The organism is Microbacterium sp. NPDC080005, from assembly GCF_040702445.1.
GTDB lineage: Bacteria > Actinomycetota > Actinomycetes > Actinomycetales > Microbacteriaceae > Microbacterium > Microbacterium oleivorans_D.
Genome location: NZ_JBFBLD010000003.1, coordinates 172,435 through 193,625 on the forward strand (window position 1 = coordinate 172,435; position 21,191 = coordinate 193,625).

The following is a 21,191-nucleotide window of genomic DNA, read 5'->3' on the forward strand; positions in this document are numbered from 1 at the left end:
CGGCATGAGCGCCGAGGAAGCCGCCGCCGAACTCGCCCGTCTCGAGGCAGAGGCCGCCGCCGCAGAGGCGGAGCTGAAGCTCGCGAAGGCGCAGGCGGCACTGGCCGCCGCCCGCGCGGCGGCAGCGCGGACGCACACGGATGCCGCGCCGACGGACTCCGTCGCGGCACCCGAGCCCGCTGCGTCGACGGAGCCCGTCGAACCGGCGAGGCCCGCTGCGTCGACGGAGCCCGTCGCGGGCGCCGCCCCGGCGGCCTCGGAGTCCGCGAGCGGTCCCCTCGATGCCGACGAGGTCGCGCGGATCGTGGCGGGCTACACGTTCGAGGAGGCGACCCTCGACCTCGGTGCGCTCGTCAACGGCGACCCTGTCCGGGAGGCGCAGATCCGGATCCCGCTGGCGATGACCAACCGTCACGGCCTCGTCGCCGGGGCCACCGGCACGGGGAAGACCCGCACTCTGCAGGGGCTCGCCGAACAGTTGGCCGCCAAAGGCGTCCCGGTCTTCGCCGCGGACATCAAGGGCGACCTGACGGGGGTCGCCACGGCGGGCGAGTCCACCCCGAAGCTGTTGGCCCGCACCGAGGCGATCGGGCAGGCGTGGGAGCCCGCGGCATCCGTCACGGAGTACTTCGCACTCGGCGGGATCGGCACCGGCGTCCCCGTCCGCGCGACCGTCACCGGATTCGGCCCGCTGCTGCTGAGCCGCGTGCTCGGGCTGAACGAGACGCAGGAGTCGAGTCTCGGCCTCGTCTTCCACTACGCCGACGCGCACGGACTGCCGCTCGTCGACCTGTCGGACCTGCGGGCGGTGCTCACCCACCTCACCAGCGACGCGGGCAAGACCGAGCTGAAGACGCTCGGCGGCCTCTCCTCGGCGACGGCGGGGGTCATCCTCCGCGAACTGATCGCGTTCGCGGACGGCGGTGCCGACGTCTTCTTCGGCGAGCCCGAGTTCGACGTCCGCGACTTCCTGCGCACCGCTCCGGACGGACGCGGGGTCATCTCGCTCCTCGAGGTGCCCGGCATCGCCGACAAGCCCGAGCTGTTCTCGACCTTCCTCATGTACCTGCTGGCGGAATTGTTCGAGATCCTCCCCGAGGTGGGGGATGCCGACAAGCCGAAGCTCGTGTTCTTCTTCGACGAGGCGCATCTGCTGTTCCGCGACGCGTCGAAGGCGTTCACCGCGGCGATCGTCCAGACCGTCCGCCTCATCCGTTCGAAGGGGGTGGGCGTCTTCTTCGTGACGCAGACCCCGAAGGACGTACCGGGTGACGTGCTCGGGCAGCTCGGCTCCCGCATCCAGCACGCCCTCCGCGCCTTCACCCCCGACGACGCGAAAGCCCTGCGCGCGACGGTCGGGACGTATCCGACGTCTGGTTACGACCTCGAGCGGGTCCTGCAGGAGCTCGGCACAGGCGAGGCCATCGTCACCGTCATGAACGAGAAGGGCGCACCGACACCCGTGGCGTGGACGCGTCTGCGGGCACCGCAGGGGCTCATGTCCCCGACTCCCGCCGCCGCCGTGCAGGCCGCCGTCGCGGCGTCGCCGCTGCTGGCGACCTACGGCACGCCGGTCGACCGCGAGTCCGCGCGCGAGATCCTCGCCGCGAAGATGGCCGCCGCAGACGCCGAAGCGGATGCCGCGAAGGCCGCCGCCGACAAGGCGAAGGCCGATGCGGAGTACGCGAAGCAGAAGGCCGCCATGGACAAGGCGCAGGAGAAGGCCGAGCGCGATGCGCAGCGCGAGTACGACCGGATCCTGCGCAGCACCGGGGGCAGGACCCGGACCTCGCGTCGCGCCGAGTCCTCGCCGCTCGAGCAGATCCTCGGATCCAAGACGACGCAGACGATCATCGGCAGCGTCATCCGCGGCGTGTTCGGGAACGGCCGCCGGTGAGCGCGGCATCCCGCATCCGGCCCTTCCGACCGGGGGACGAGCCCGCGCTGGCGGAGATCTGCCTGCGGACCGCGGATGCCGGTGGCGACGCGACGGGCATCTTCGAGGACGACGCCATCTGGGCGCACATCTGGGTGCTGCCCTACGTCGAGCGCCACCCCGATCTGGCCTTCGTCGTCGAGGAGGAGGACGGCACCGTGTCGGGATACGTCGTCGCCGCGCCTGACACCGATGCCTTCGAGCGGTGGTTCCACGACGACTGGTGGCCGCGCCACCTCCACCGGTGGCCCAAGCCCGAGCGAGAGGTGACGAGGCAGGACGGCACTCTCCTCTACGCCTACAGTCGCGGCGAGAAGCCCGAGCGGTACGCCGCGGAGTTTCCGGCGCACCTGCACATCGATCTGCTGCCGCTCGCGCAGGGCAAGGGTGCCGGCCGCCGCCTCATCGAGACCCTGTTCGCCGCCCTGCGCGAGCGGGGGGTCTCGGGGCTGCACCTCGTGGCGTCGGGGGGGAACACCGGGGCGATGGCCTTCTACACGCGTCTCGGCCTCGCGCCGCTGCCGTCGCCCGCCGGGTCGCGCGCGTACGGCGTCACGCTATGACCGGTGCATCGGGATCGGCATCGTCGACGTGTCGATGAGCGGGTCCTCGTCCTGACGCTCGACGACCTCGATCGCCTCCTCGCGCGTCTCGACGGTGGGCACCGAGCCCAGGAGCGGCCGCTTCGCGGTCTCCTTCATCGACAGCAGGGCGATGCCGCCGAGCAGGGCGAAGAACATGATGTAGAACGCCGGCATGAAGGTGTTCCCCGTGACGTCGATGAGCGCCTGACTGAACAGCGGCGTGGTGCCCCCGAACAGCGACACCGACACGTTGTAGGCGATCGCCATCGCGCCGAACCGTGAGGCGGTCGGGAACAGCGCGGGCAGCGTCGACGCCGACACCGCCACGTAGAAGGCGACGGGGATCGCCACCATCCCGAGGGCGACGAAGACCGCCCACTCCTGGCCGATCTGCATGATGGCGAAGGCCGGGATCATGAGCACGATCGTCGAGCCGGCGGCGATCATGTAGACGGGTCGCCGGCCGATGCGGTCGCTGAGGGTGCCGATGAACGGCAGGCAGGCGGACATGACGATGAGCACGGGGACGGTGGCGACGGCGGCGCCCAGGTTCGAGACCCCGACCTCCTTCTCGAGGTAGGTCGGCATGTAGCTCGTGAGGGCGTACCCGGCGGTGTTCGTCGCCGCCACGATCGCGATGCCGATCAGCACCTCGCGCCAGTGGTGACGGAGGATGCCGCCGATGCCGTGGCGTGCGAGCGGGTCGTCGCGGTCCACGTCCCCCTCGGTCTCGGCGGCGTTCTCGTACGCGGGGGTTTCGGGGATCCTGAGGCGGAACCAGATCGCGACGATGCCGAGCGGGATCGCGACGAGGAACGGGATGCGCCAGCCGAAATCGGTCATCGCGGTCTCGCCCCACACCGACTCGGTGATCACCGTCGTCAGGGCGACGACGGAGGCGCCGGCGGCGAAGCCGACGTACGAGCCGAGGTCGAGCCAGGACGACCAGAAGCCTCGACGCTTGTCGGGGGAGAACTCCGCGACGTATGTCGTGGCGCCGGCGTACTCGCCGCCCGTCGAGAAGCCCTGGATCATCTTGAGGACGTAGAGGGGCACGATCGCCCAGAGACCGATCTGCGCGCTCGTCGGAAGGACGCCGATGAGCGCGGTCGCGGCAGCCATCATCGCCATCGTGAAGAAGAGGACCTTCTGCCTCCCGATGCGGTCGCCGAGGGGACCGAGCACGAGGCCGCCGATGGGGCGGACGAGGAAGGAGATCGCGAACCCGAGGAGCGTGACCAGCAGGTTCCAGGGCGCGGGCAGGTCATCGGCGAAGACCACCGAGATGGTGACGGCGAGATAGCCGTAGATGCCGAAGTCGAACCACTCCATGAAGTTGCCGACGACGGTGCCGCTGATGGCGGTCCGCACCCGTTTCGTGTCGACGACCACGACGTCGTCCACGTCGAGGCGAGGTGGGGCGGCCGAGCGGGTGAGGGCTCCGGAGGACGGGTGTACCGGATGACGGGATGACCTGGCCATCTCTCCACGGTACGCAGGTGTTCCGGCCGCCGCATCCGGGGGTGTCTCCCTTGACAAAACCCGATCCCTGAGCGGGGGCCGCACCCTCCCGCAGCCGGTCTATCGTGGCGACATGAGCGAGCTCTCCGCCCCCACCGGCCGCGAATCCGCCCTCGTCGCCCAGCCCCGCACGGACGGGTCGGCGCCGCGCGCGCTCGTCCTCGGAGCGACCGGGTACCTCGGCGGTCGGCTCGTGCCGCGCCTACTGGCGGCGGGCTACCGGGTCCGGGTGCTGGTGCGCACGCCGGCCCGGGTGGCGGCGTTCGTGTGGGGGAGCGAGGTCGAGGTCGTCGAGGGGGCGGCGGAGGATGCGGATGCCGTGACCCGGGCGGTCGACGACGTCGATGTGCTCTACTACCTCGTCCACTCGATGGGCGGTGGCGCCGACTTCGAGACGAAGGACCTCCGCGCGGCGGAGACCGTGGCCGATGCGGCGGCCGAGGCATCCGTCGGTCGCATCGTGTACCTGGGCGGTCTTCACCCGGCCGGCGTGGATCTGAGCCCCCACCTGCGCTCGCGCGTCGCGGTGGGCGAGGTGCTTCTCCACAGCGGTGTGCCGACGCTGGTCCTGCAGGCCGGTGTCGTCATCGGATCGGGGTCCGCTTCGTTCGAGATGGTCCGGCACCTCACCGACGTCCTCCCGTACATGCCCGCACCGAAATGGGTGCGCAACCGCATCCAGCCGATCGCGGTCCGCGACGTGCTGCACTACCTGCTCGCGGCGGCTCGGGTCGCGCCCGACGTGAACCGCGCCGTCGACATCGGTGGGCCCGATGTGCTCCGCTACGGACAGATGATGAACGGGTACGCCGTCGAGGCGGGGCTGCGCCAGCGGGCGATCGCCGCCCTGCCCGTCCTCACCCCGGGTCTCGCCTCGCACTGGGTGAATCTCGTCACCCCCGTCCCGCGGGCGATCGCGCGTCCGCTCATCGCGTCGCTGCAGAACGAGTGCATCATGGACGACCACGCGGTCGACGACCTGCTGCCACGGCCCGAGGGCGGGTTGACCTCCTATCGCGAGGCGGTGCGGCTCGCGCTGCGCAAGGTCGAGGCCGACGCGGTGGAGACGAGCTGGCAGGACGCCGAGGTCTCGTCGGTGCCGAGCGATCCGCTCCCGAGCGACCCCGAGTGGGCGGGACGGCTCGTCTTCACGGACGAGCAGAGTGCGACGACGTCGGCGAGCCCCGAGCAGCTGTGGCGCGTGATCGTCGGCATCGGCGGCGAGAACGGGTGGTATTCGTCGCCGTTCCTCTGGGCCGTGCGTGGCTGGATGGACCGACTCGTCGGCGGTGTGGGTCTGCAGCGCGGGCGTCGCAGCCGCGGCAAGGTCGCGGCGGGGGACGCGATCGACTTCTGGCGCGTCGAGGCGGTCGAAGAGGGGCGCCTTCTGCGCCTGCGCGCGGAGATGAAGGTGCCGGGGCTCGCCTGGCTCGAGCTGCGCGCGCGTCCCCAGGCATCGGGGTCGCGGTACGACCAGCGTGCCGTCTTCTTCCCCAAGGGCCTCGCGGGGCGCCTGTACTGGTTCGCGGTCCTGCCGTTCCACGGCTTCATCTTCAAGGGGATGGCGAACCGCATCGCCGCCGCCGCCGAGCGCGAGGCGCCCACCGCCTGAGCGACCTCACGCCGCGGTGACGCGTCCGTCCTCGATCCGGACTGTCCGGTCGATGAGGGATGCCGGCACGTCGGTGTGCGAGATGAGCACCACCGCCTGCGAGGGGCCGACAGCGCCGAGCAGGTCCGTGAGCAGTGCGTCTGCGGCGGCAGGGTCGACTCCGGCCGTCGGCTCGTCGAGGATCAGCACGGGGAAGCCCCGCAGGAGGGCGCGGGCGAGGGAGATGCGCTGCGCCTGCCCGCCCGAGACGAGCGCGCCGCGCTCGCCGACCCGCGCGTCCAGGCCGCCGCGTGAGCGGAGCCATCCGCCGAGGCCGACACGCTCGAGGACGGCGATGAGCTCGTCGTCGCATGCGGTGTCACGCGCGAAGAGGAGGTTCTGGCGGATGTCCTCGTCGAAGAGCATCGGATGCTGCTCGCACAGCCCCACGGTCATCCGGAGGTCGTCGGGGGCGATGGCCTGCACAGCGCGGTCCCCGATCGTGTAGTCGCCCGCGACGGAGAGGAACCGGACGAGCGCATAAGCGAGGGTCGACTTGCCCGCTCCGCTGGGGCCGACGATGTGGATCCGCTCGCCCGGGTGCACGTCGAGGTCGATGCCGGAGAGGGCGTCGCGTGCCGCGCCCGGCCAGCGCACCGTCACCCCGCGCAGCCGGATGCCGTCGCCCAGCGGCGGCGCCTGCGCGGTCGGCGCCCCCGCCGCCGGGATCTCCGGCGGCACCGCGGCCGGAACGACCTGTGCGACGCGGGCGGCCGACGCCCGGACCTGCCGCCATGCGGAGGCGGCCAGCGGAACGGCGGCGAACACCTCGAACACCGCCATCGGAACGAGCACGGCGACGGCGAGGGCGGGACCGCTGAGGTCGCCCGTCCCGGCGGCCGGAGCAGCGACGACGAGGGCGAGGACCGTCGCGGCGCCCGCGGCGAGCGAGACCAGGGCGGCGGTTCCGGCCTGTGCGGTCGTGCGCCGCTGCAGTGCACGGCGCAGAGCGGCGTCGGCATCCTGCACGGCGGTACGCGACGCCCGTTCCGCGCCGTAGGCGACGAGCACGTCGAGGCGCGAGAGATGGTCGAGGACCGCATCACGCAGGTTCGCACGCAGCGGAGCGATGGCGCGCTCGGCGCGCGCTCCGGCCGCCCACCCCCAGGCCGTCGCCGCGACCCCGGCGCCGATCAGACAGAGGGCGAGGGTCACCGCGGCCGGCCACCACACCACCGCGACGAGCACGACCGCGCCCACAGCGACCGTCGCCGAGGACACCAGCGGCAGGAGGACGCGCAGAGGCAGGTTCTGCAGCTCGTCGACATCGTCGACGAGCGCGGCCGACGTGTCACCGCGCCCCGCTGAGGCGAGTCCCGCCGGGGCGTGGGGGAGCAGGCGCCGCACGAGGTCGGTGCGGGATCGAGCGAGCTGACGCAGCACGGCGTCGTGCCCGGCGAGGCGCTCGGTGTAGCGGAAGGCGGCTCGCGAGAGGGCGAAGGCGCGCACGCCGACGACGGCGGTCGTGATGTAGAGGACGAGGGGCTGCTCGGACGCGCGCACGATGAGCCACGCGCTCACCGCCAACAGGGCGACAGCCGAGGCCTCCGAGAGGAAGCCGGAGGCGAGAGCCGGCCAGAACCGGCGCGGCGGCGGAACGGCGGCCCGCAGAACCTCCCGGGTCGTGGTCACACCGGCACCTCCCTAGCGGTCAGCCGAACCACGCGGTCCGCGATCGCGCGGGCGCTCACGCGGTGCGAGACGAGCAGGATCAGCGCCCCGGCATCCGCGATGGCGCGCAGCGATCGCCACAGGTGCTCCTCGGCCGCGGCGTCCAGCGCCGCCGACGGTTCATCGAGGGCGAGGACGGGCGCGTGCCCGCGCAGGTGGCGGGCGAGGGCCCGGGCGACGGCGACACGCTGCGCCTGTCCGCCCGAGAGGCCCGCCCCCTGGACGCCGAGGACCTGGTGGGGATCCAGGTCGGCGAGACCGACGAGCGCCAGCGCCTCGGCGATCGTCTCACGCGGCATGTCGGCGTCGCCGAGGGAGAGATTCGAGGCGACGCTGCCCGCAGCGAGTCCGGGCCGCTGGCCCGCCCAGGCCAGCCACCGGGAGGGTGGGAGGGTGCGCACATCGGTGCCGTCGAGCTCGATGCGCCCCGTGGCGGGAGCGGAACCGAGGAGGGCGTGGAGCAGGCTCGACTTGCCCGATCCGCTCGGACCCTCGATGAGGACGATCTCGCCCGAGCGCGCACCGAGGTCGACCGGCGGCAGGTCGCGCACGCGGACGGCCTCCATCCGCAGCTCGTGCGGGGCGTCCCCGAGCGGCGCCGCCGAGGTGGTGGACCCGCCCACCGCTGCGGCTTCGTCGAGGACGGCGAAGACGTCCCGTGTCGCGGCGACCCCCTCGCTCGACGCGTGGAACTGGACGCCGACCTGACGCAGGGGCAGGAACGCTTCGGGGGCGAGGAGGAGGACGAAGAGTCCGACCCCGAGGGTGAGCGATCCGTCGAGCAGGCGGAACCCGATGGTGACCGCGACGATCGCGACCGAGATCGAGGCGAGGAATTCCAGGGCGAACCCGGACAGGAACGACACCCGCAGCACCGTCATCGTCTCGCGACGGTAGTCGTCGGTGACACGGTCGATCGCGTCGGCCGCACGGTGCTGGCGCCCGAAGACGGTGAGTGTCGCGAGCCCCTGCACGGTCTCCGAGAAGCGGGTGGCGAGACGGCTCAGCGTGTCCCACTGCCGTCGCTGGACGGTGCGGGTCGCGAGTCCGATGAGGACCATGAAGATCGGGATCAGGGGAAGGGTGAGCAGCACCGTGAGTCCCGAGACGGCGTCGGCGCTCCACATCACGGCGAGGATCACCGGAGTGGCGATCGCGGTCTGCACGAGCTGCGGCAGGTAGCGACCCACGTACGGCTCGAGGGCGTGGAGGCCGCGGCCCGCGATGAGCGCGAGCTGTGCCGTGCTGCGCGTCGCCGTCCAGCCCGGACCGAGGCGGGTGATGCCGTCGAGCAGGGCCGTCCGCAGCTGGGACTCCACCCGTGCCGACGTGCGTGCCGCGACACCTTCCCGTGCGAGGGAGAGCGCCGAGCGGAGGAGGACCACGGCGGCGAGGGCGAGGAGTGTTCCGGATAGGGCGCGCCCCGCCGTCGCCTCGACGATGGCCCGGGTCGTCAGGAACGCGAACCCGACGACCACCGCAGCCTGCGCCAGTGCGAGCAGGGCGATGACGACGAAGAACGAGCGGGATGCCGTCGCATACCGCCACAGTCGCGGGTCCACGGGCGGCTGCCGCCGTTCGACCTCAGGGGTCATGGATCGATCCTCCTCCGACCGCTCAGTGAGCGGCCGCGGCATCCGCCTTCTCGATCTGCGCCCGCGAGATGCGCTTGCGGAAGACCCAATAGGTCCACGCCTGGTAGGCGAGGATGCCGGGCAGGAAGATCACCGCCGCCCAGGTCATGACGCCGAGGGTGTAGTCGCTGCTCGAGGCGTTCTCGATCGTGAGCGAGAACGCCGGGTCGGTCGAGGACGGCATCACGAACGGGAAGAGCGCGAACCACAGGGTGAGGACGGCCGTCACGATCGTGACGGCGCCGAGGCCGAAGGCCCAGCCGTCCCGGCGCCGCAGGTTGGCCACCGCGGAGGCGACGAGCGCGAGGGCGGCGGCGACGCCGCATCCGATCACGGCCGCCAGTGCCGGGGCGCCGCGGTCCATCGCGATGGCCGCGGTCCAGACCACGGTCCCCGCGGCGAACACGATCGTGGGGATCGCGACCCGGCGGGCGAGGACATGGGCGTCGTCGCGGACGCGTCCGTCGGCCTTCAGCCCGACGAAGTAGACGCCGTGCAGGAAGAAGAGGAGCAGCGTCGTGACCCCGACCCACAGTCCGTAGGGGTTCAGGAGGGTGAGCAGCGACCCGGTGAACTCCTTGTCGGCGTCGATCGGCACCCCCTGCACGATGTTGCCGAAGGCGACGCCCCAGAGGAGGGCCGGAACCACCGACCCGATGACGATCATCCGGTCGAACCCGCGCTTCCAGCGCAGCGCCTCGCGCTGGTGGCGGTACTCGAACGACACGCCGCGCAGGATGAGCGCGAGCAGGATCAGCAGGAGCGGCAGATAGAAGCCGCTGAAGAGGGTCGCGTACCACTCCGGGAACGCTGCGAACAGGCAGGCGCCCGCCACGATGACCCACGTCTCGTTGAGGTCCCAGACCGGGCCGATGGTGTTGATCACCTGGCGCCGGGAGACCTCGTCGCGGCCGAGGAACGGCAGGCTCATCCCGACGCCGAAGTCGAAGCCGTCGAGCACGAAGTAGCCGACGAAGAAGGCACCGACGACGAAGAACCAGAGGTAGGCGAGATCCATGGCGGGCTCCTAGTAGACCGTCGAGGGGGTCTGATCGACAGGCAGGTCGCGCGGGTCGGGGTCGTCGGGCCCGGGCAGCGGGTCGGGCCCCTTCTGCGCGGCCTTCAGGATGAGGCGGAACTCGACGACGGCGAGCGACGCGTAGATGGCTGTGAACGCGAGGAGGGAGATGAGCACGGTCCACCCGGGCACGCTGGGCGACACACCGTCCTCGGTCAGCATGAGGCTGAAGACGATCCAGGGCTGGCGGCCCATCTCGGTGAACACCCAGCCCACGAGGCTGCCGAGGAGGGGCAGCGGGGCCGACCAGATCGCGACGCGCCACATCCACCCGGCGACGGGACGCGTCGCCTTCTTCCGGGTGACCCAGAGGCCGGCCACGGAGATGAGGGTCGCGAGCCCGCCGAATCCCATCATCCAGCGGAACGACCAGTAGGTCACCCAGATCTCGGGACGGTAGTCGACGCCGGCACCGAACTTCTGTGTGTAGAGATCCTGCAGATCGTTGAGCCCTTCGACGCAGCCGTCGAGCGTGTGCGTCGACAGGAACGACAGCAGGTACGGCACGCGCAGGGACCAGATCTCCTGCGAGCCGTCCGGTGTGCCGATCGAGAAGATCGAGAAGGATGCGTCCGCCCCGCACGCGTTCTCGTACAGCGCCTCGGCGGCGGCCATCTTCATCGGCTGCGTCTGGACCATGACGAGACCGAGCTGGTCGCCGCTGATGGCGGTGCCGGCGAACGAGATGATCATGAACCACATGCCGTAGCGCAGGGCCGGTCGCATCGTCTCGACGTGCTGTCCGCGGCGCAGGTGCCAGGCGGCGACGGCGATGATGACGGCGGCGGCGAACATGAACGCCGAGAAGATCGTGTGTGGGAACGCCGCGAGGGCGACCGGGTTGGTGAGCAGCGCGAAGAAGTCCGTCAGTTCGGCACGGCCGGTCTCGGGGTTGAGCGTGTAGCCGACCGGATTCTGCATGAAGGCGTTGGCGGTGAGGATGAAGTACGCCGAGAGGATGGAGCCGAACGCCGTCGCCCAGATGGTCAGCAGGTGGATGCGGCGCGGCAGCTTGTCCCACCCGAAGATCCACAGGCCGATGAAGGTCGCCTCGAAGAAGAACGCCATGAGGCCCTCGAAGGCCAGCGGCGCACCGAAGACATCGCCGACGAAACGCGAGTAGGCGGACCAGTTCATGCCGAACTGGAACTCCTGCACGATGCCGGTCACGACGCCCATCGCGAAGTTGATGAGGAAGATCTTGCCGAACAGACGCGTGAGGTGCAGCCACTTCACGCCACCCGTGCGGTGCCAGATCGTCTGGAAGATCGCCACGGTCAGGGCCATGCCGAGCGTCAACGGCACGAAGAGGTAGTGGTAGAGCGTCGTCAGTCCGAACTGCAGGCGAGCCAGGATGAGCGGGTCCAGAAAGTCCACGGGCTTGGTCCTTCCACGGTGATGATCCGACGGTACGACGCCGCGTGGATCACGGTCCGCGGGAGGGCCGTGCAAAATACCCGGATGCCGCCTCGCCGCGCACCCCCATGGTGAGAGCGGTCTCCGGCACCTACGGTGGGCACATGACTCGCGGTGATTCGTCCCCGGTCCGTGCGATGGTGCGGCGGACCACCACCCTCACCGCGGCGTGGCTGACCGCGGTCCTCGTCCTGACCGCCGGGCCGGCCGTCGCCGGCACACCGCCGACTCCGACGCCGTCGGCCTCACCGTCGCCGAGCGCCTCGCCCACCGCCACGCCGAGCCCGACGCCGACGATGTCACCCGCTCCGTCGCCGACCGCCTCGCCCGGTGCGACGCCCACCCCGACCCCCACCCCGACCCCCACCCCGACCCCGACCCCCACCCCCACCCCCACCCCGACCCCCGCGCCCAGCCCCGACGCGGGCGCGCGGCTCGCGGCGCCGGCCGCTCCCACGATGCCGTCCGGGAACCGCCTCAGCGCGGCCACCGCGGCCGACCAGACCGTCGCGGTCAGTAGGGCGCTCTTCCCCGACGGGAGCGCCGAAGTCGTCATCGCGGCGGCGAAGCGTCACGACGCGCAGATCGCCGCAGGGCTCGCCGGAGCCCGCCGCGCACCGATGCTCTACGTCGCACCCGACTCCATCCCCGCGGCGATCGAGAAGGAACTCGCCCGATTGAAGCCGACACGCATCCTCATCGTCGGTTCGACCGCCTCGGTAGGCAGCACCGTCGCACGGGTGCTCGGTCAGACGGCACCGGTCGAGCGGATCTCCGGCGGCGACACCTACGCGCTCTCCCGCGCCGTGTTGCGGTTCCAGGGGGAGGTCGAGCGCGTGTACGTCGCCGACGGACGCACGATGGACACCGCACCGATCGCGGCGGCGGCGGCTGCGGCCACGGGAAGCGGTTTCATGGCCGTCGACGGTCGCGGGACGGCGTCCGATGCCACCATGGCGGCGCTGAAGGACGTCGGTGCGAAGGAGGTGGTCATGATGAACATCGCCTCGATGATGGGCAAGGGCTTCGTCGACCGCATCCGTTCCGCCGGGATCAGCGTGCGGCGCATGGCCGGCGGGACGAGCGAGGCCGTGGCGATCTCCACCGCCGCCGACTATCCGAGCTCGACCACGCGAGGCGTCGTCGTCTCCGGCGTCGCGATCCCCAACCACGAGACCGGCACGGCGGCAGCCGTGGCCGGTGCGCTCCGGCAGCCGTTCCTCTACTCGCGCACAGAGTGCGTGTCGGATGCCACGGCCGCTCTGCTCGACAAACGCAAGGACAGCGTCCTCGCCGTCGGCCCCACCAGCCGCCTGCAGGCGGCCGTGCTCACGGGCGACGGCTGCACCGTCGTCCGCACGGCGGCGGCCGACAGTCTGCGCGACAAGATCGTCGCGACGATAAAGCGGCATCCCTCGTCGTCCTACGCCGTCACCGTGCGCCAGATCGGCGGTCTCGAGGTCCTGTCCGGCAAGACGGGTGCGACGCGGCGCGAACCGGCCAGCATGATGAAGCTCTTCGTCGCGTGGGCGGCGCTCGCACGCGTCGAGAAGAAGCAGGCGTCGCTGTCGACGAAGCTCTCGTCGGGTCTGACCGTCAAGGAATGTCTGCGCGAGCTCATCTGGATGTCCGACAACTACTGCCACACCGACCTCGTGCATTGGATCGGCATCTCGAACCTCAACAAGCAGATCGCCGCGGCGGGTTACTCGCAGACGTCGTATGGTCGTGTGCTGAAGGGGCAGGACGTCCTCTACGGCGGCAACCGCACCACCTCGAACGATCTGAGTCTCCTGGTCGCGCGCCTCGAGAAGGGGCAGATCCTCAACAAGGCGCACACGACGCTGCTGCGCGACCTCATGCACACGCAGTTGTTCCGGTCCCGCATCCCGAACGGCATCCCGGCCTCGGCGTACCAGGCGTCCAAGCCCGGGTCGCTCTGGGTGAAGGGTGGGCTCCTGCAGGCCGACACCGCCATCATCCGCGGCCCCAAAGCGACCTTCGTGCTCACGGTCATCGGCGACGCCGGATCGTCGAAGGCCGGCATTCGCGACATCGCGCGCACGGTGTACTCGCACTTCAACGGCTCCTTCGGGGCCGCGGCGAAGCACTCCGATCTGCACGTCCGCACGACGAAGAACGCGACGTGGCGCAAGACGGCGGGGGGTGCCGTGGGCGGCACGATCCCGAAGGGCACCGCCCTGCAGGTCTCCGACTCCAAGCGGCACTGGTACAAGCTGCACTACCGCGGCGGCTACGCCTGGGTCTGGTACTCGTCCCTCCGCAGCAACCTGGCCTACTGAGACCGCCGCGGCGTCACGCGTCGGGGCGCCGCCGGAGGAGCTGGATGACGCACTGCTGCGGATCGCACGACGAGCGCATGCCGTCGACCGCCAACGGTCCGCCGGCCTCGCTCAGAGCCCCCTGCATCAGTCCGAGGTGCACGTCGCAGAGCGTCTCGCGGTTGTCGGCCTGATCGGCGGCGTGCGCGCAGGGCGTCAGGTCGATCGTGAGGTGGTCCTCGTCGATCTCGGGGTCGAACCCGCCGTCGAGGAGCTGCTCCACCAGGGCGTCGAGCTGATGCTGTTCCTCGCCGGTCAGGGTGCCGGCCGTCTCGGGCATGACCCGACGCATGAGGTCACCGCGCTCGACCGCGGCCTGCACCTTCCGGCGGTGCTCGGGGCTCGATACGCTCACGCCGTCGACGGCGCGGTAGAACACCCGCGGCCGGCCGCGGGTTGTGCGCCTCTCGATCTCGGTCGCGACGAAGCCGCGCTCGATGAGTCGCTGCAGGTGCTCCCGGACGGTGTTCGGGTGGAGCCCCGTCGCCGCGACGAGCTCGCCGACGGTCTGCTGCGGAGTCGTCTGCAGCAGATGCAGGATCTCCACGCGCGATGACGTGGAGATCGCGTTGTAGGCGGTCGGGCGCCGGGCCGTCATGTCTTCATTATCGGGGGATCACGGATGCCGGGGGGCGGCCCCCGCTTATGATTCCGCCCGTAATCTGAGACCATGCGGCATCCCACCCCCGACCCCGTCGGACCGGGCCAGGAGAGCGTCTGGGACTACCCCCGGCCTCCCCGCGTCGAACCGGTCGCCGGTACCGTCACGATCACGCTCGGCGGTGAGCGCATCGTCACCACCGACCGGGCCCTGCGTGTGCTGGAGACGAGTCATCCGCCGGTCTACTATCTGCCGATCGACGACTTCGCCGTCGGTGCGCTGACGCCCGGGCAGGGCTCCTCGTTCTGCGAGTTCAAGGGCGCCGCCCGCTACCTCGATGTCCACGGCGGGGGAGTGGCGCGCCCCGCCGCGGCGTGGAACTACCCGCATCCCGAGCCCGGGTACGAGGCGCTCGCGGATCGGGTGGCGGTGTACGCGCAGCAGATGGACGAGTGCACGGTGGCGGGAGAGGTCGTCACGCCGCAGCCGGGACGCTTCTACGGCGGCTGGGTCACCTCTCAGGTCGCCGGACCGTTCAAAGGCGTGCCCGGTTCGATGGGCTGGTGACGGCGCGGACCGTCAGAGTCCGAGTGCGGCCTGCACGTCGGGGGAGTCGCTCTCGTGCGGTTCGTCGCGGACCAGGTCCGCGACGGAGCCCAGGATCTCGTCGGGGCGGAACGGGTACCGCTCGATCTCGGCGGCGTCGCTGATGCCGGTGAGGACGAGGACGGTGTGCAGCCCCGCCTCGATACCGGCGACGACGTCCGTGTCCATGCGGTCGCCGATCATCCCGGTGTTCTCGGAGTGCGCGCCGATGCGGTTGAGGGCCGACCGGAACATCATCGGGTTGGGCTTGCCGACGACGTAGGGCTCCTTGCCGGTCGCCTTCGTGATGAGCGCCGAGATCGCCCCGGTCGCCGGCAGCACGCCCTCCATGGAGGGGCCGGTCGCATCGGGGTTGGTGGCGATGAAGCGGGACCCCGCACCGATGAAGCGGATCGCCTTGGTGATCGCCTCGAACGAGTAGTTGCGCGTCTCGCCGACGACGACGTAGTCGGGCCGGGTCTCGGTCATGATGAAGCCCGCCTCGTGGAGAGCCGTCGTGAGACCCGCCTCGCCGATCACGAACGCGCTGCCGCCCGGCATCTGCGACGCCAGGAAGTCCGCGGTCGCCAGCGCCGAGGTCCAGATCGACTCCTCGGGGACGACGAGCCCCGACGCCCGCAGGCGGGCGCTGAGGTCGCGCGGCGTGAAGATGGAGTTGTTGGTGAGGACCAGGAACGGCGTGCCTTCGTCGCGCCACTGCTCGAGGAGCTCCGCCGCTCCCGGGATGGGGGTGTTCTCGTGCACGAGAACGCCGTCCATGTCGGTCAGCCAGCACTCGATGTCCGCGCGGGTCCGCATGCGACCACCCTACGCCGGGGCGGTGCGCGCCGCCCCGGCGATGAGGCTGTCAGGCCGTGGCGACCTCGTGGGTCGGCGTCCAGCCGAGCGAGGGCGCGACGTATCGCGCGAAGGACTCGACGAGGCGCAGGTTGAACTCCACGCCGAGCTGACTCGGGATGGTGAGCATCAGCGTGTCGGCCTCGCGGACCGCGGCGTCGTGCTGCAGCTGCTCGACGAGCTCGTCGGGCGTCCCGGCGTACGTTTTGCCGAAGGTCGACCGCATGCCGTCGATGATCCCGATCTGATCGCCGTCGTCGCGGCCGCCGAAGTACATGGCGTCCTCTGCCGTGGTGATCGGGAAGATGCTGCGGCTCACGGAGACGCGCGGCGTCCCCGCGTGGCCGGCCTCGCGCCACGCCGCGCGGAACGCGTCGATCTGCTCGGCCTGCAGGATGTCGAACGGCCGTCCGTCGGCCGAGGTCAGCAGCGTCGAGGACATGAGGTTCACGCCCATCCGGCCCGCCCACTCGGCCGAGTCACGGTTGCCCGCGCCCCACCAGATGCGCGAGCGCAGTCCGGGGGAGTGCGGTTCGATGCGCTGGAGACCCGCGCCTGCGCCGAAGGGGCTGTGCGGGTCGCGCTCGGCGAGCCCTTCGCCCTCGACCGCGCGCAGGAACAGGTCGAAGTGCTCGCGGGCGATGTCGGCGCCGCGCGGGTCGGTCGAGCCGGTGTAGCCGAAAGTCTCGTAGCCGCGGACGACGCTCTCGGGTGACCCGCGGCTCACGCCGAGGGCGAGTCGCCCGTCGCTGATGAGGTCGACGGCTGCCGCCTCCTCCGCGAGGTAGAGCGGGTTCTCGTAGCGCATGTCGATGACGCCCGTGCCGACCTCGATGCGCGAGGTGCGCGCGGCGATCGCGGCGAGCAGCGGCATGGGCGATGCCTGCTGGCGGGCGAAGTGGTGCACGCGGAAGTACGCGCCGTTCACCCCGAGTTCGTCCATGCCCTGGGCGAGGTCGATCGCCTGCAGCATCGAGTCGCCGGCGGTGAGCTCGCGGCCCCCGCCGAGGGGGCCGTAGTGGCCGAAGGAGAGCGTTCCGAAGCGTTGCATACCTGCGACAACGCGACGGCCGCGGCATCCATTCCGATGAATATGGATGCCGCGGCCGCAGAAGCGCGCGTCGTCAGCTCGCGGGAGCCACCGCTCGCAGGGCCTCCGTCCACGAGGTCGTCGGTCGGCCGATGAGGTCGGTCAGGTCCGGGGACGACACATCGAGCGCACCGCGGGAGATGTCGGTGTCGAGGGTGACGACGAAGCCGACGGTGCCCTCGTCCAGGCCGAACGAGGCCAGCCGCGTCGCCAACTCCTCCGGCGTCGCCGGGGCGTAGACGACCTCTCGCCCGAGCACCTCTCCCATCGCGCCGGCGATGTCGCCGTAGGTGGCGCGGGATCCGCCGAGCTCATACGTGCGACCCAGGTGCCCCTCCTCGAGGAGCACCACCGCGGCGGCCTCGGCATAATCCGCCCGAGCCGCGGCCGCCACCGCACCGTCGCCGACCGCCGCCGAGAAGACGCCCGTCTGCGCCGCGGTGGCGAGGTCGCCGGCGTAGTTCTCCATGTACCAGTTGTTGCGGAGGATCACGGCGGGGAGCCCGCTGGCGGCGATCGCCTCTTCGGTGGCCTTGTGGTCGGGCGCGAGGATCAGGTCGCTCGTGTCGGCGTGCGTCGCGCTCGTGTACACGAGCTTCGCGACTCCCGCGCGGACGGCGGCATCGATGACGTTCCGGTGCCCCTCGAGCCGGCCGCCCGGCTCGGAGCCCGAGACCAGCAGGACGGTGTCGACGCCCTCGAGGGCGGCGTCGATCGAGGCGGGCACGGTGTAATCGAGGGGGACGACGCGGACGCCCTTGTCGGCGAGGTCTGCGGCCTTCGCGACGGTGCGGGCGCCGGCCACGACGGTGTCGGGTGCGGCGCCGCGAGCCAGCAGAGCGTCGACGACGAGGTGTCCGAGGTGGCCGCCGGCGGCGGTGACGAGGATGGTCATGGTGAGTCCTTCCGGTGATCACGCGATGCGCGCGACAGCCGAGACAACCCCTCTTCGACCCGCATACATTCCGATCGGAGGGTACCCACTTTCAGGTAAGCTGCTGACGTGTCGGTGAGTTTCGAGCAGATGCGACGCGAGTCGCCCGGGATCTTCAGCGAGGCGTGTCCGTCCCGCGTCGTCCTCGACCACGTCATGAGCAAATGGGGCGTCCTCGTCCTCCTCGCGCTGACGGACGGCACGCGCAGGTGGGGCGAGCTTCGACGCAGCGTCGACGGCATCAGTGAGAAGATGCTGGCCAGCACGCTCCGCACCCTCGCTGCCGACGGGATCGTCGAACGCACCTCCCACCCGGAGGTTCCGCCGCGCGTCGAGTACTCGCTGACGTCGCGCGGAGCCGAGCTGATGGAGCGCGTCATGCCGCTCATGACCTGGATCCAGGCGAACGCCGACGAGATCGTCGCGCGCTGAGCCCGGGCATCCTCGCCCGTGTCAGGATCGAGACCATGACTGTTCTCGGTTCCAGTGATCTGAACGTGTTCCCCCTGTCGCTCGGCGGCAACGTCTTCGGCTGGACGGCCGACCGCGACACGTCCTTCGCCGTCCTCGACGCCTTCGCCGCGGCGGGCGGCGACTTCATCGACACCGCCGACGTCTACAGCGCGTGGGTCCCGGGCAACTCGGGTGGCGAGAGCGAGACGATCATCGGGGAGTGGATCGCCTCGCGCCGACCCGAGGGTGTCGTCGTGGCGACGAAGGTGTCGAAGCATCCCGAGTTCCCCGGGCTGTCGAAGGGCAACATCCGCGCGGCCGCCGAGGCCTCGCTCGCGCGGCTGGGTGTCGACACCATCGACGTGTACTACGCGCACGCCGAGGACGCGGAGACGCCGCTGGAGGAGACCGTCGCCGCGTTCGGCGAGCTCGTCGCGGACGGACTCATCCGCTACCCCGCGGTGTCGAACTTCTCCGCCGAGAGCACCCGCGAATGGGTGCGTCTCGCCCGGGAGCAGGGTGTCGCCGAGCCGATCGCCACCCAGCCGGCGTACAACCTCGTCGACCGCGCAGTCGAGCGCGAGATCGTCCCTGCGGCGGACGAGCTCGGTCTGACCGTCGTGCCGTACTACGCCCTCGCAAGCGGGTTCCTCACCGGCAAGTACCGCTCGACCGACACGTCCGCGCAGTCCTCCCCCCGCGCCGGCTCGGCGGCGAGGTACGCCACCCCCGACGGCCTGGCGGTCCTCTCCGCCCTCGACGACGTCGCTGCCGCGCACGGCGTCTCACCGGCATCCGCCGCCCTCGGCTGGCTGCGCGCGAAGGGCGCCGTCCCGATCGCCTCCGCCTCGCGCACCGAGCAGGTCGCGGGCCTCATCGCGGGCGCGACGCTCGATCTGACGGCCGACGAGGTCGCCGCGCTCGACGCCGCATCGGCTCCGTTCGTCGGCTGATCGCCCAGGACGGATGCCGCCGGTCGCCTAGCCTGGACAGGTGGCATCCGTCCTGAACATCTCCGCCTACCTCTTCACGCCGATCGCCGACCCCGCGTCGCTGCGACCCGTGCTGCAGGAGCGGACCGACCTGCGCGGTCTGCGCGGCACGATCCTGCTCGCCGAGGAGGGGATCAACCTGTTCCTCGCCGGCTCGCCCGAGGACGTCCGCGGATTCGTCGAGGAGCTGCGGGCGGACGAGCGGTTCGCCGAGCTGACGACGAAGGAGAGCTGGTCGGCCGGCCAGCCCTTCCGCAAGATGCTCGTCAAGCACAAGCGCGAGATCATCCGAATGGACCGTCCCGCCATCCGCCCGGCAGCGGGGCGCGCGCCGGCCGTCGACCCGATGACGCTCCGGCGGTGGCTGGAGACCGGTCTCGACGACGAAGGCCGTGAGGTCGTCCTGCTCGACACCCGGAACGCCTTCGAGGTCGACCACGGCACGTTCTCGGGCGCGCTGGACTGGCGCATCGAGAAGTTCACGGACTTCCCCGGTGCCGCAGCGGCGCACCGGGAGGAGCTCGTCGGCAAGACGGTCGTCAGCTTCTGCACCGGCGGCATCCGCTGCGAGAAGGCGGCCCTTGTCCTGCGCGAGGACGGGATCGATGCGCGTCAGCTCGACGGCGGCATCCTCGGCTACTTCGAGCACGTCGGCGGCGACGGGTTCGACGGGGAGTGCTTCGTCTTCGACGAACGGCGCACCGTCGACGCGCGCCTGCAACCCGCCGGCTGACCCGCGTCCGAGGCGCGCGCTAGCCTCGAGCCATGCACCGGCTCACGAGGGATGAGGCGCGCCGCATCGCCGTGCGCGCGCAGCTGCTGGACGCGGACCGGCCCGGTGACGTCGTCGAGGTCGCCGAGCAGATCGGTGCGATCAAGATCGACCCGACGGCGGTCATCGCCCCCAGCGAGCAATCGATCTGCTGGTCGCGCATCGGCTGGGCGTACGAGCGGGGTCAGCTGGCCAAGGCCGTCGAGGACGACCGGCTGCTGTTCGAGTACGACGGGCACTTCCGCCCGGCATCCCTCCTCCCCGCCCTGCGGGCGATCATGCCGGGGCGCCGGCTGGGCGGGGCGACGCGGCAATACCTCGAGGCCAATGCCGCGTTCCGCGCCGAGATCCTCCGGCGCCTCGACCGTGAGGGGCCGTTGCAGGCATCGGAGATCCCCGACACCAGCGTCGCCCAGGCGAAGAACGAGAGCGGCTGGTACGGCGCGAACCAGGTGCCGCGCATGCTCGAGCTGATGTCGTACCTCGGAGATGTCGCCATCAGCGGGCGGGTCGGCCGGCAGCGCGTGTGGGACCTGCCCGAGCGGGTCTACGGCGGGACGGATGCCGGCATGGATGCGGCGGCCGCCGAGGACGTGCTGGCGGCGCGGCGTCTGCAGGCGCTCGGCATCGCGCGCGAGAGATCGTCATGGTCGGGCGTCGGCACGGCGGGGGAGGCGGCCGAGGTCGAGGGCAGCGCGTGGCGCTGGCGTGTGGACCCCGAGGCGATCGCGGCCCTCGACGACGACCCGGGGGGCCGTGCGGCGATCCTCAACCCGTACGATCGCATGCTCTTCGACCGGCCGCGCCTGACCGAGCTGTTCGACTTCACCTACGTCCTCGAGCAGTTCAAACCGAAGCATCAGCGGGTCTACGGCTACTTCGCGCATCCGATCCTCATCGGCGACCGCTTCGTGGGCCTCCTCGACGCCGCGCTCGACAAGAAGAAGGAGAATCTCCTGGTCACGGCCGTCCACGAGCTCGCCCCGCTCGAGGACGACGAACGCGAGATGGTGCACGCCGAGATCCGGGACCTCGGCGAGTGGCTCGGGGTCCCGGTCCGCGGGCTCGACTGA

18 protein-coding genes are annotated in these 21,191 nt (G+C 71.1%); 9 read left to right on the plus strand and 9 right to left on the minus strand.

The window, feature by feature from the left end; translation table 11 throughout:
• Positions 1-4: 4 nt before the first annotated feature.
• Both AB0259_RS14080 and AB0259_RS14085 read left to right on the plus strand, forming a co-directional pair.
• A complete protein-coding gene (locus AB0259_RS14080) occupies positions 5-1,897 on the plus strand; it encodes a helicase HerA-like domain-containing protein (protein ID WP_366223103.1) in 1,893 nt (630 codons plus the stop codon).
• The gene (locus AB0259_RS14085; protein ID WP_366223104.1) at positions 1,894-2,499 is read left to right on the plus strand and encodes a GNAT family N-acetyltransferase; all 606 of its coding nucleotides are present in this window, start codon (positions 1,894-1,896) and stop codon (positions 2,497-2,499) included. The genes AB0259_RS14080 and AB0259_RS14085 overlap by 4 nt, the downstream gene beginning before the upstream one ends.
• On the opposite strand, the gene AB0259_RS14090 is transcribed toward AB0259_RS14085, so the two are convergent.
• Complete coding sequence (locus AB0259_RS14090) at positions 2,494-3,924, minus strand: MFS transporter (protein WP_366223173.1); 1,431 nt, start codon at positions 3,922-3,924, stop codon at positions 2,494-2,496. The two genes, AB0259_RS14085 and AB0259_RS14090, sit on opposite strands and share 6 nt — an antisense overlap.
• Positions 3,925-4,114: 190 nt before the next feature.
• On the opposite strand from AB0259_RS14090, the gene AB0259_RS14095 reads away from it, so the two are divergent.
• Positions 4,115-5,653 carry an SDR family oxidoreductase gene (locus tag AB0259_RS14095; protein ID WP_366223105.1) on the plus strand — a complete coding sequence of 513 codons (1,539 nt, stop codon included), beginning with the start codon at positions 4,115-4,117 and terminating at the stop codon, positions 5,651-5,653.
• Positions 5,654-5,659: 6 nt separating this feature from the next.
• Here AB0259_RS14095 and cydC read toward each other — a convergent pair whose 3' ends face one another.
• From cydC to AB0259_RS14115, 4 genes are read right to left on the minus strand one after another with little or no spacing between them, the layout of a single operon-like run.
• Entirely contained in the window at positions 5,660-7,324 is a 1,665-nt protein-coding gene (cydC, locus tag AB0259_RS14100; RefSeq protein WP_366223106.1) for a thiol reductant ABC exporter subunit CydC, read from the minus strand.
• Positions 7,321-8,958 carry a thiol reductant ABC exporter subunit CydD gene (gene cydD, locus AB0259_RS14105; protein WP_366223107.1) on the minus strand — a complete coding sequence of 546 codons (1,638 nt, stop codon included), beginning with the start codon at positions 8,956-8,958 and terminating at the stop codon, positions 7,321-7,323. Before cydD ends, cydC begins: the two co-directional genes overlap by 4 nt.
• 22 nt (positions 8,959-8,980) lie before the next feature.
• Positions 8,981-10,015, minus strand: a complete 1,035-nt coding sequence (cydB, locus tag AB0259_RS14110; RefSeq protein WP_366223108.1) for a cytochrome d ubiquinol oxidase subunit II — start codon at positions 10,013-10,015, stop codon at positions 8,981-8,983.
• 9 nt (positions 10,016-10,024) lie between these two features.
• Positions 10,025-11,452, minus strand: a complete 1,428-nt coding sequence (locus AB0259_RS14115) for a cytochrome ubiquinol oxidase subunit I (RefSeq protein WP_366223109.1) — start codon at positions 11,450-11,452, stop codon at positions 10,025-10,027.
• Between the two features lie 143 nt (positions 11,453-11,595).
• On the opposite strand from AB0259_RS14115, the gene AB0259_RS14120 reads away from it, so the two are divergent.
• Positions 11,596-13,794 (plus strand): serine hydrolase, encoded by a 2,199-nt coding sequence (locus AB0259_RS14120; RefSeq protein WP_366223110.1) that lies wholly within the window; start codon positions 11,596-11,598, stop codon positions 13,792-13,794.
• A 13-nt stretch (positions 13,795-13,807) separates the two neighbouring features.
• Here the strand turns inward: AB0259_RS14120 and AB0259_RS14125 are convergent, their stop codons facing one another.
• Positions 13,808-14,431, minus strand: a complete 624-nt coding sequence (locus tag AB0259_RS14125) for an ArsR family transcriptional regulator (RefSeq protein WP_366223111.1) — start codon at positions 14,429-14,431, stop codon at positions 13,808-13,810.
• 72 nt (positions 14,432-14,503) lie between these two features.
• Between AB0259_RS14125 and AB0259_RS14130 the strand changes: the two genes are divergently transcribed.
• Positions 14,504-15,001: a DUF427 domain-containing protein gene (locus tag AB0259_RS14130; RefSeq protein WP_366223112.1), complete on the plus strand. Its 498-nt coding sequence runs from the start codon at positions 14,504-14,506 to the stop codon at positions 14,999-15,001.
• Between the two features lie 12 nt (positions 15,002-15,013).
• Here the strand turns inward: AB0259_RS14130 and AB0259_RS14135 are convergent, their stop codons facing one another.
• The 3 genes from AB0259_RS14135 to AB0259_RS14145 form a co-directional block, all read right to left on the minus strand.
• The gene (locus AB0259_RS14135) at positions 15,014-15,838 is read right to left on the minus strand and encodes an HAD-IIA family hydrolase (RefSeq protein WP_366223113.1); all 825 of its coding nucleotides are present in this window, start codon (positions 15,836-15,838) and stop codon (positions 15,014-15,016) included.
• A 49-nt stretch (positions 15,839-15,887) separates the two neighbouring features.
• Positions 15,888-16,928 (minus strand): LLM class flavin-dependent oxidoreductase, encoded by a 1,041-nt coding sequence (locus AB0259_RS14140; RefSeq protein ID WP_366223114.1) that lies wholly within the window; start codon positions 16,926-16,928, stop codon positions 15,888-15,890.
• 73 nt (positions 16,929-17,001) lie between these two features.
• The gene (locus AB0259_RS14145) at positions 17,002-17,862 is read right to left on the minus strand and encodes an SDR family oxidoreductase (protein ID WP_366223115.1); all 861 of its coding nucleotides are present in this window, start codon (positions 17,860-17,862) and stop codon (positions 17,002-17,004) included.
• Between the two features lie 108 nt (positions 17,863-17,970).
• Between AB0259_RS14145 and AB0259_RS14150 the strand changes: the two genes are divergently transcribed.
• From AB0259_RS14150 to AB0259_RS14165, 4 genes are read left to right on the plus strand one after another with little or no spacing between them, the layout of a single operon-like run.
• Entirely contained in the window at positions 17,971-18,333 is a 363-nt protein-coding gene (locus AB0259_RS14150; protein WP_366223116.1) for a helix-turn-helix domain-containing protein, read from the plus strand.
• Positions 18,334-18,368: 35 nt separating this feature from the next.
• The gene (locus AB0259_RS14155) at positions 18,369-19,307 is read left to right on the plus strand and encodes an aldo/keto reductase (protein WP_366223117.1); all 939 of its coding nucleotides are present in this window, start codon (positions 18,369-18,371) and stop codon (positions 19,305-19,307) included.
• Positions 19,308-19,347: 40 nt separating this feature from the next.
• Complete coding sequence (locus tag AB0259_RS14160; RefSeq protein ID WP_366223118.1) at positions 19,348-20,079, plus strand: sulfurtransferase; 732 nt, start codon at positions 19,348-19,350, stop codon at positions 20,077-20,079.
• A 32-nt stretch (positions 20,080-20,111) separates the two neighbouring features.
• The gene (locus tag AB0259_RS14165; RefSeq protein WP_366223119.1) at positions 20,112-21,191 is read left to right on the plus strand and encodes a crosslink repair DNA glycosylase YcaQ family protein; all 1,080 of its coding nucleotides are present in this window, start codon (positions 20,112-20,114) and stop codon (positions 21,189-21,191) included.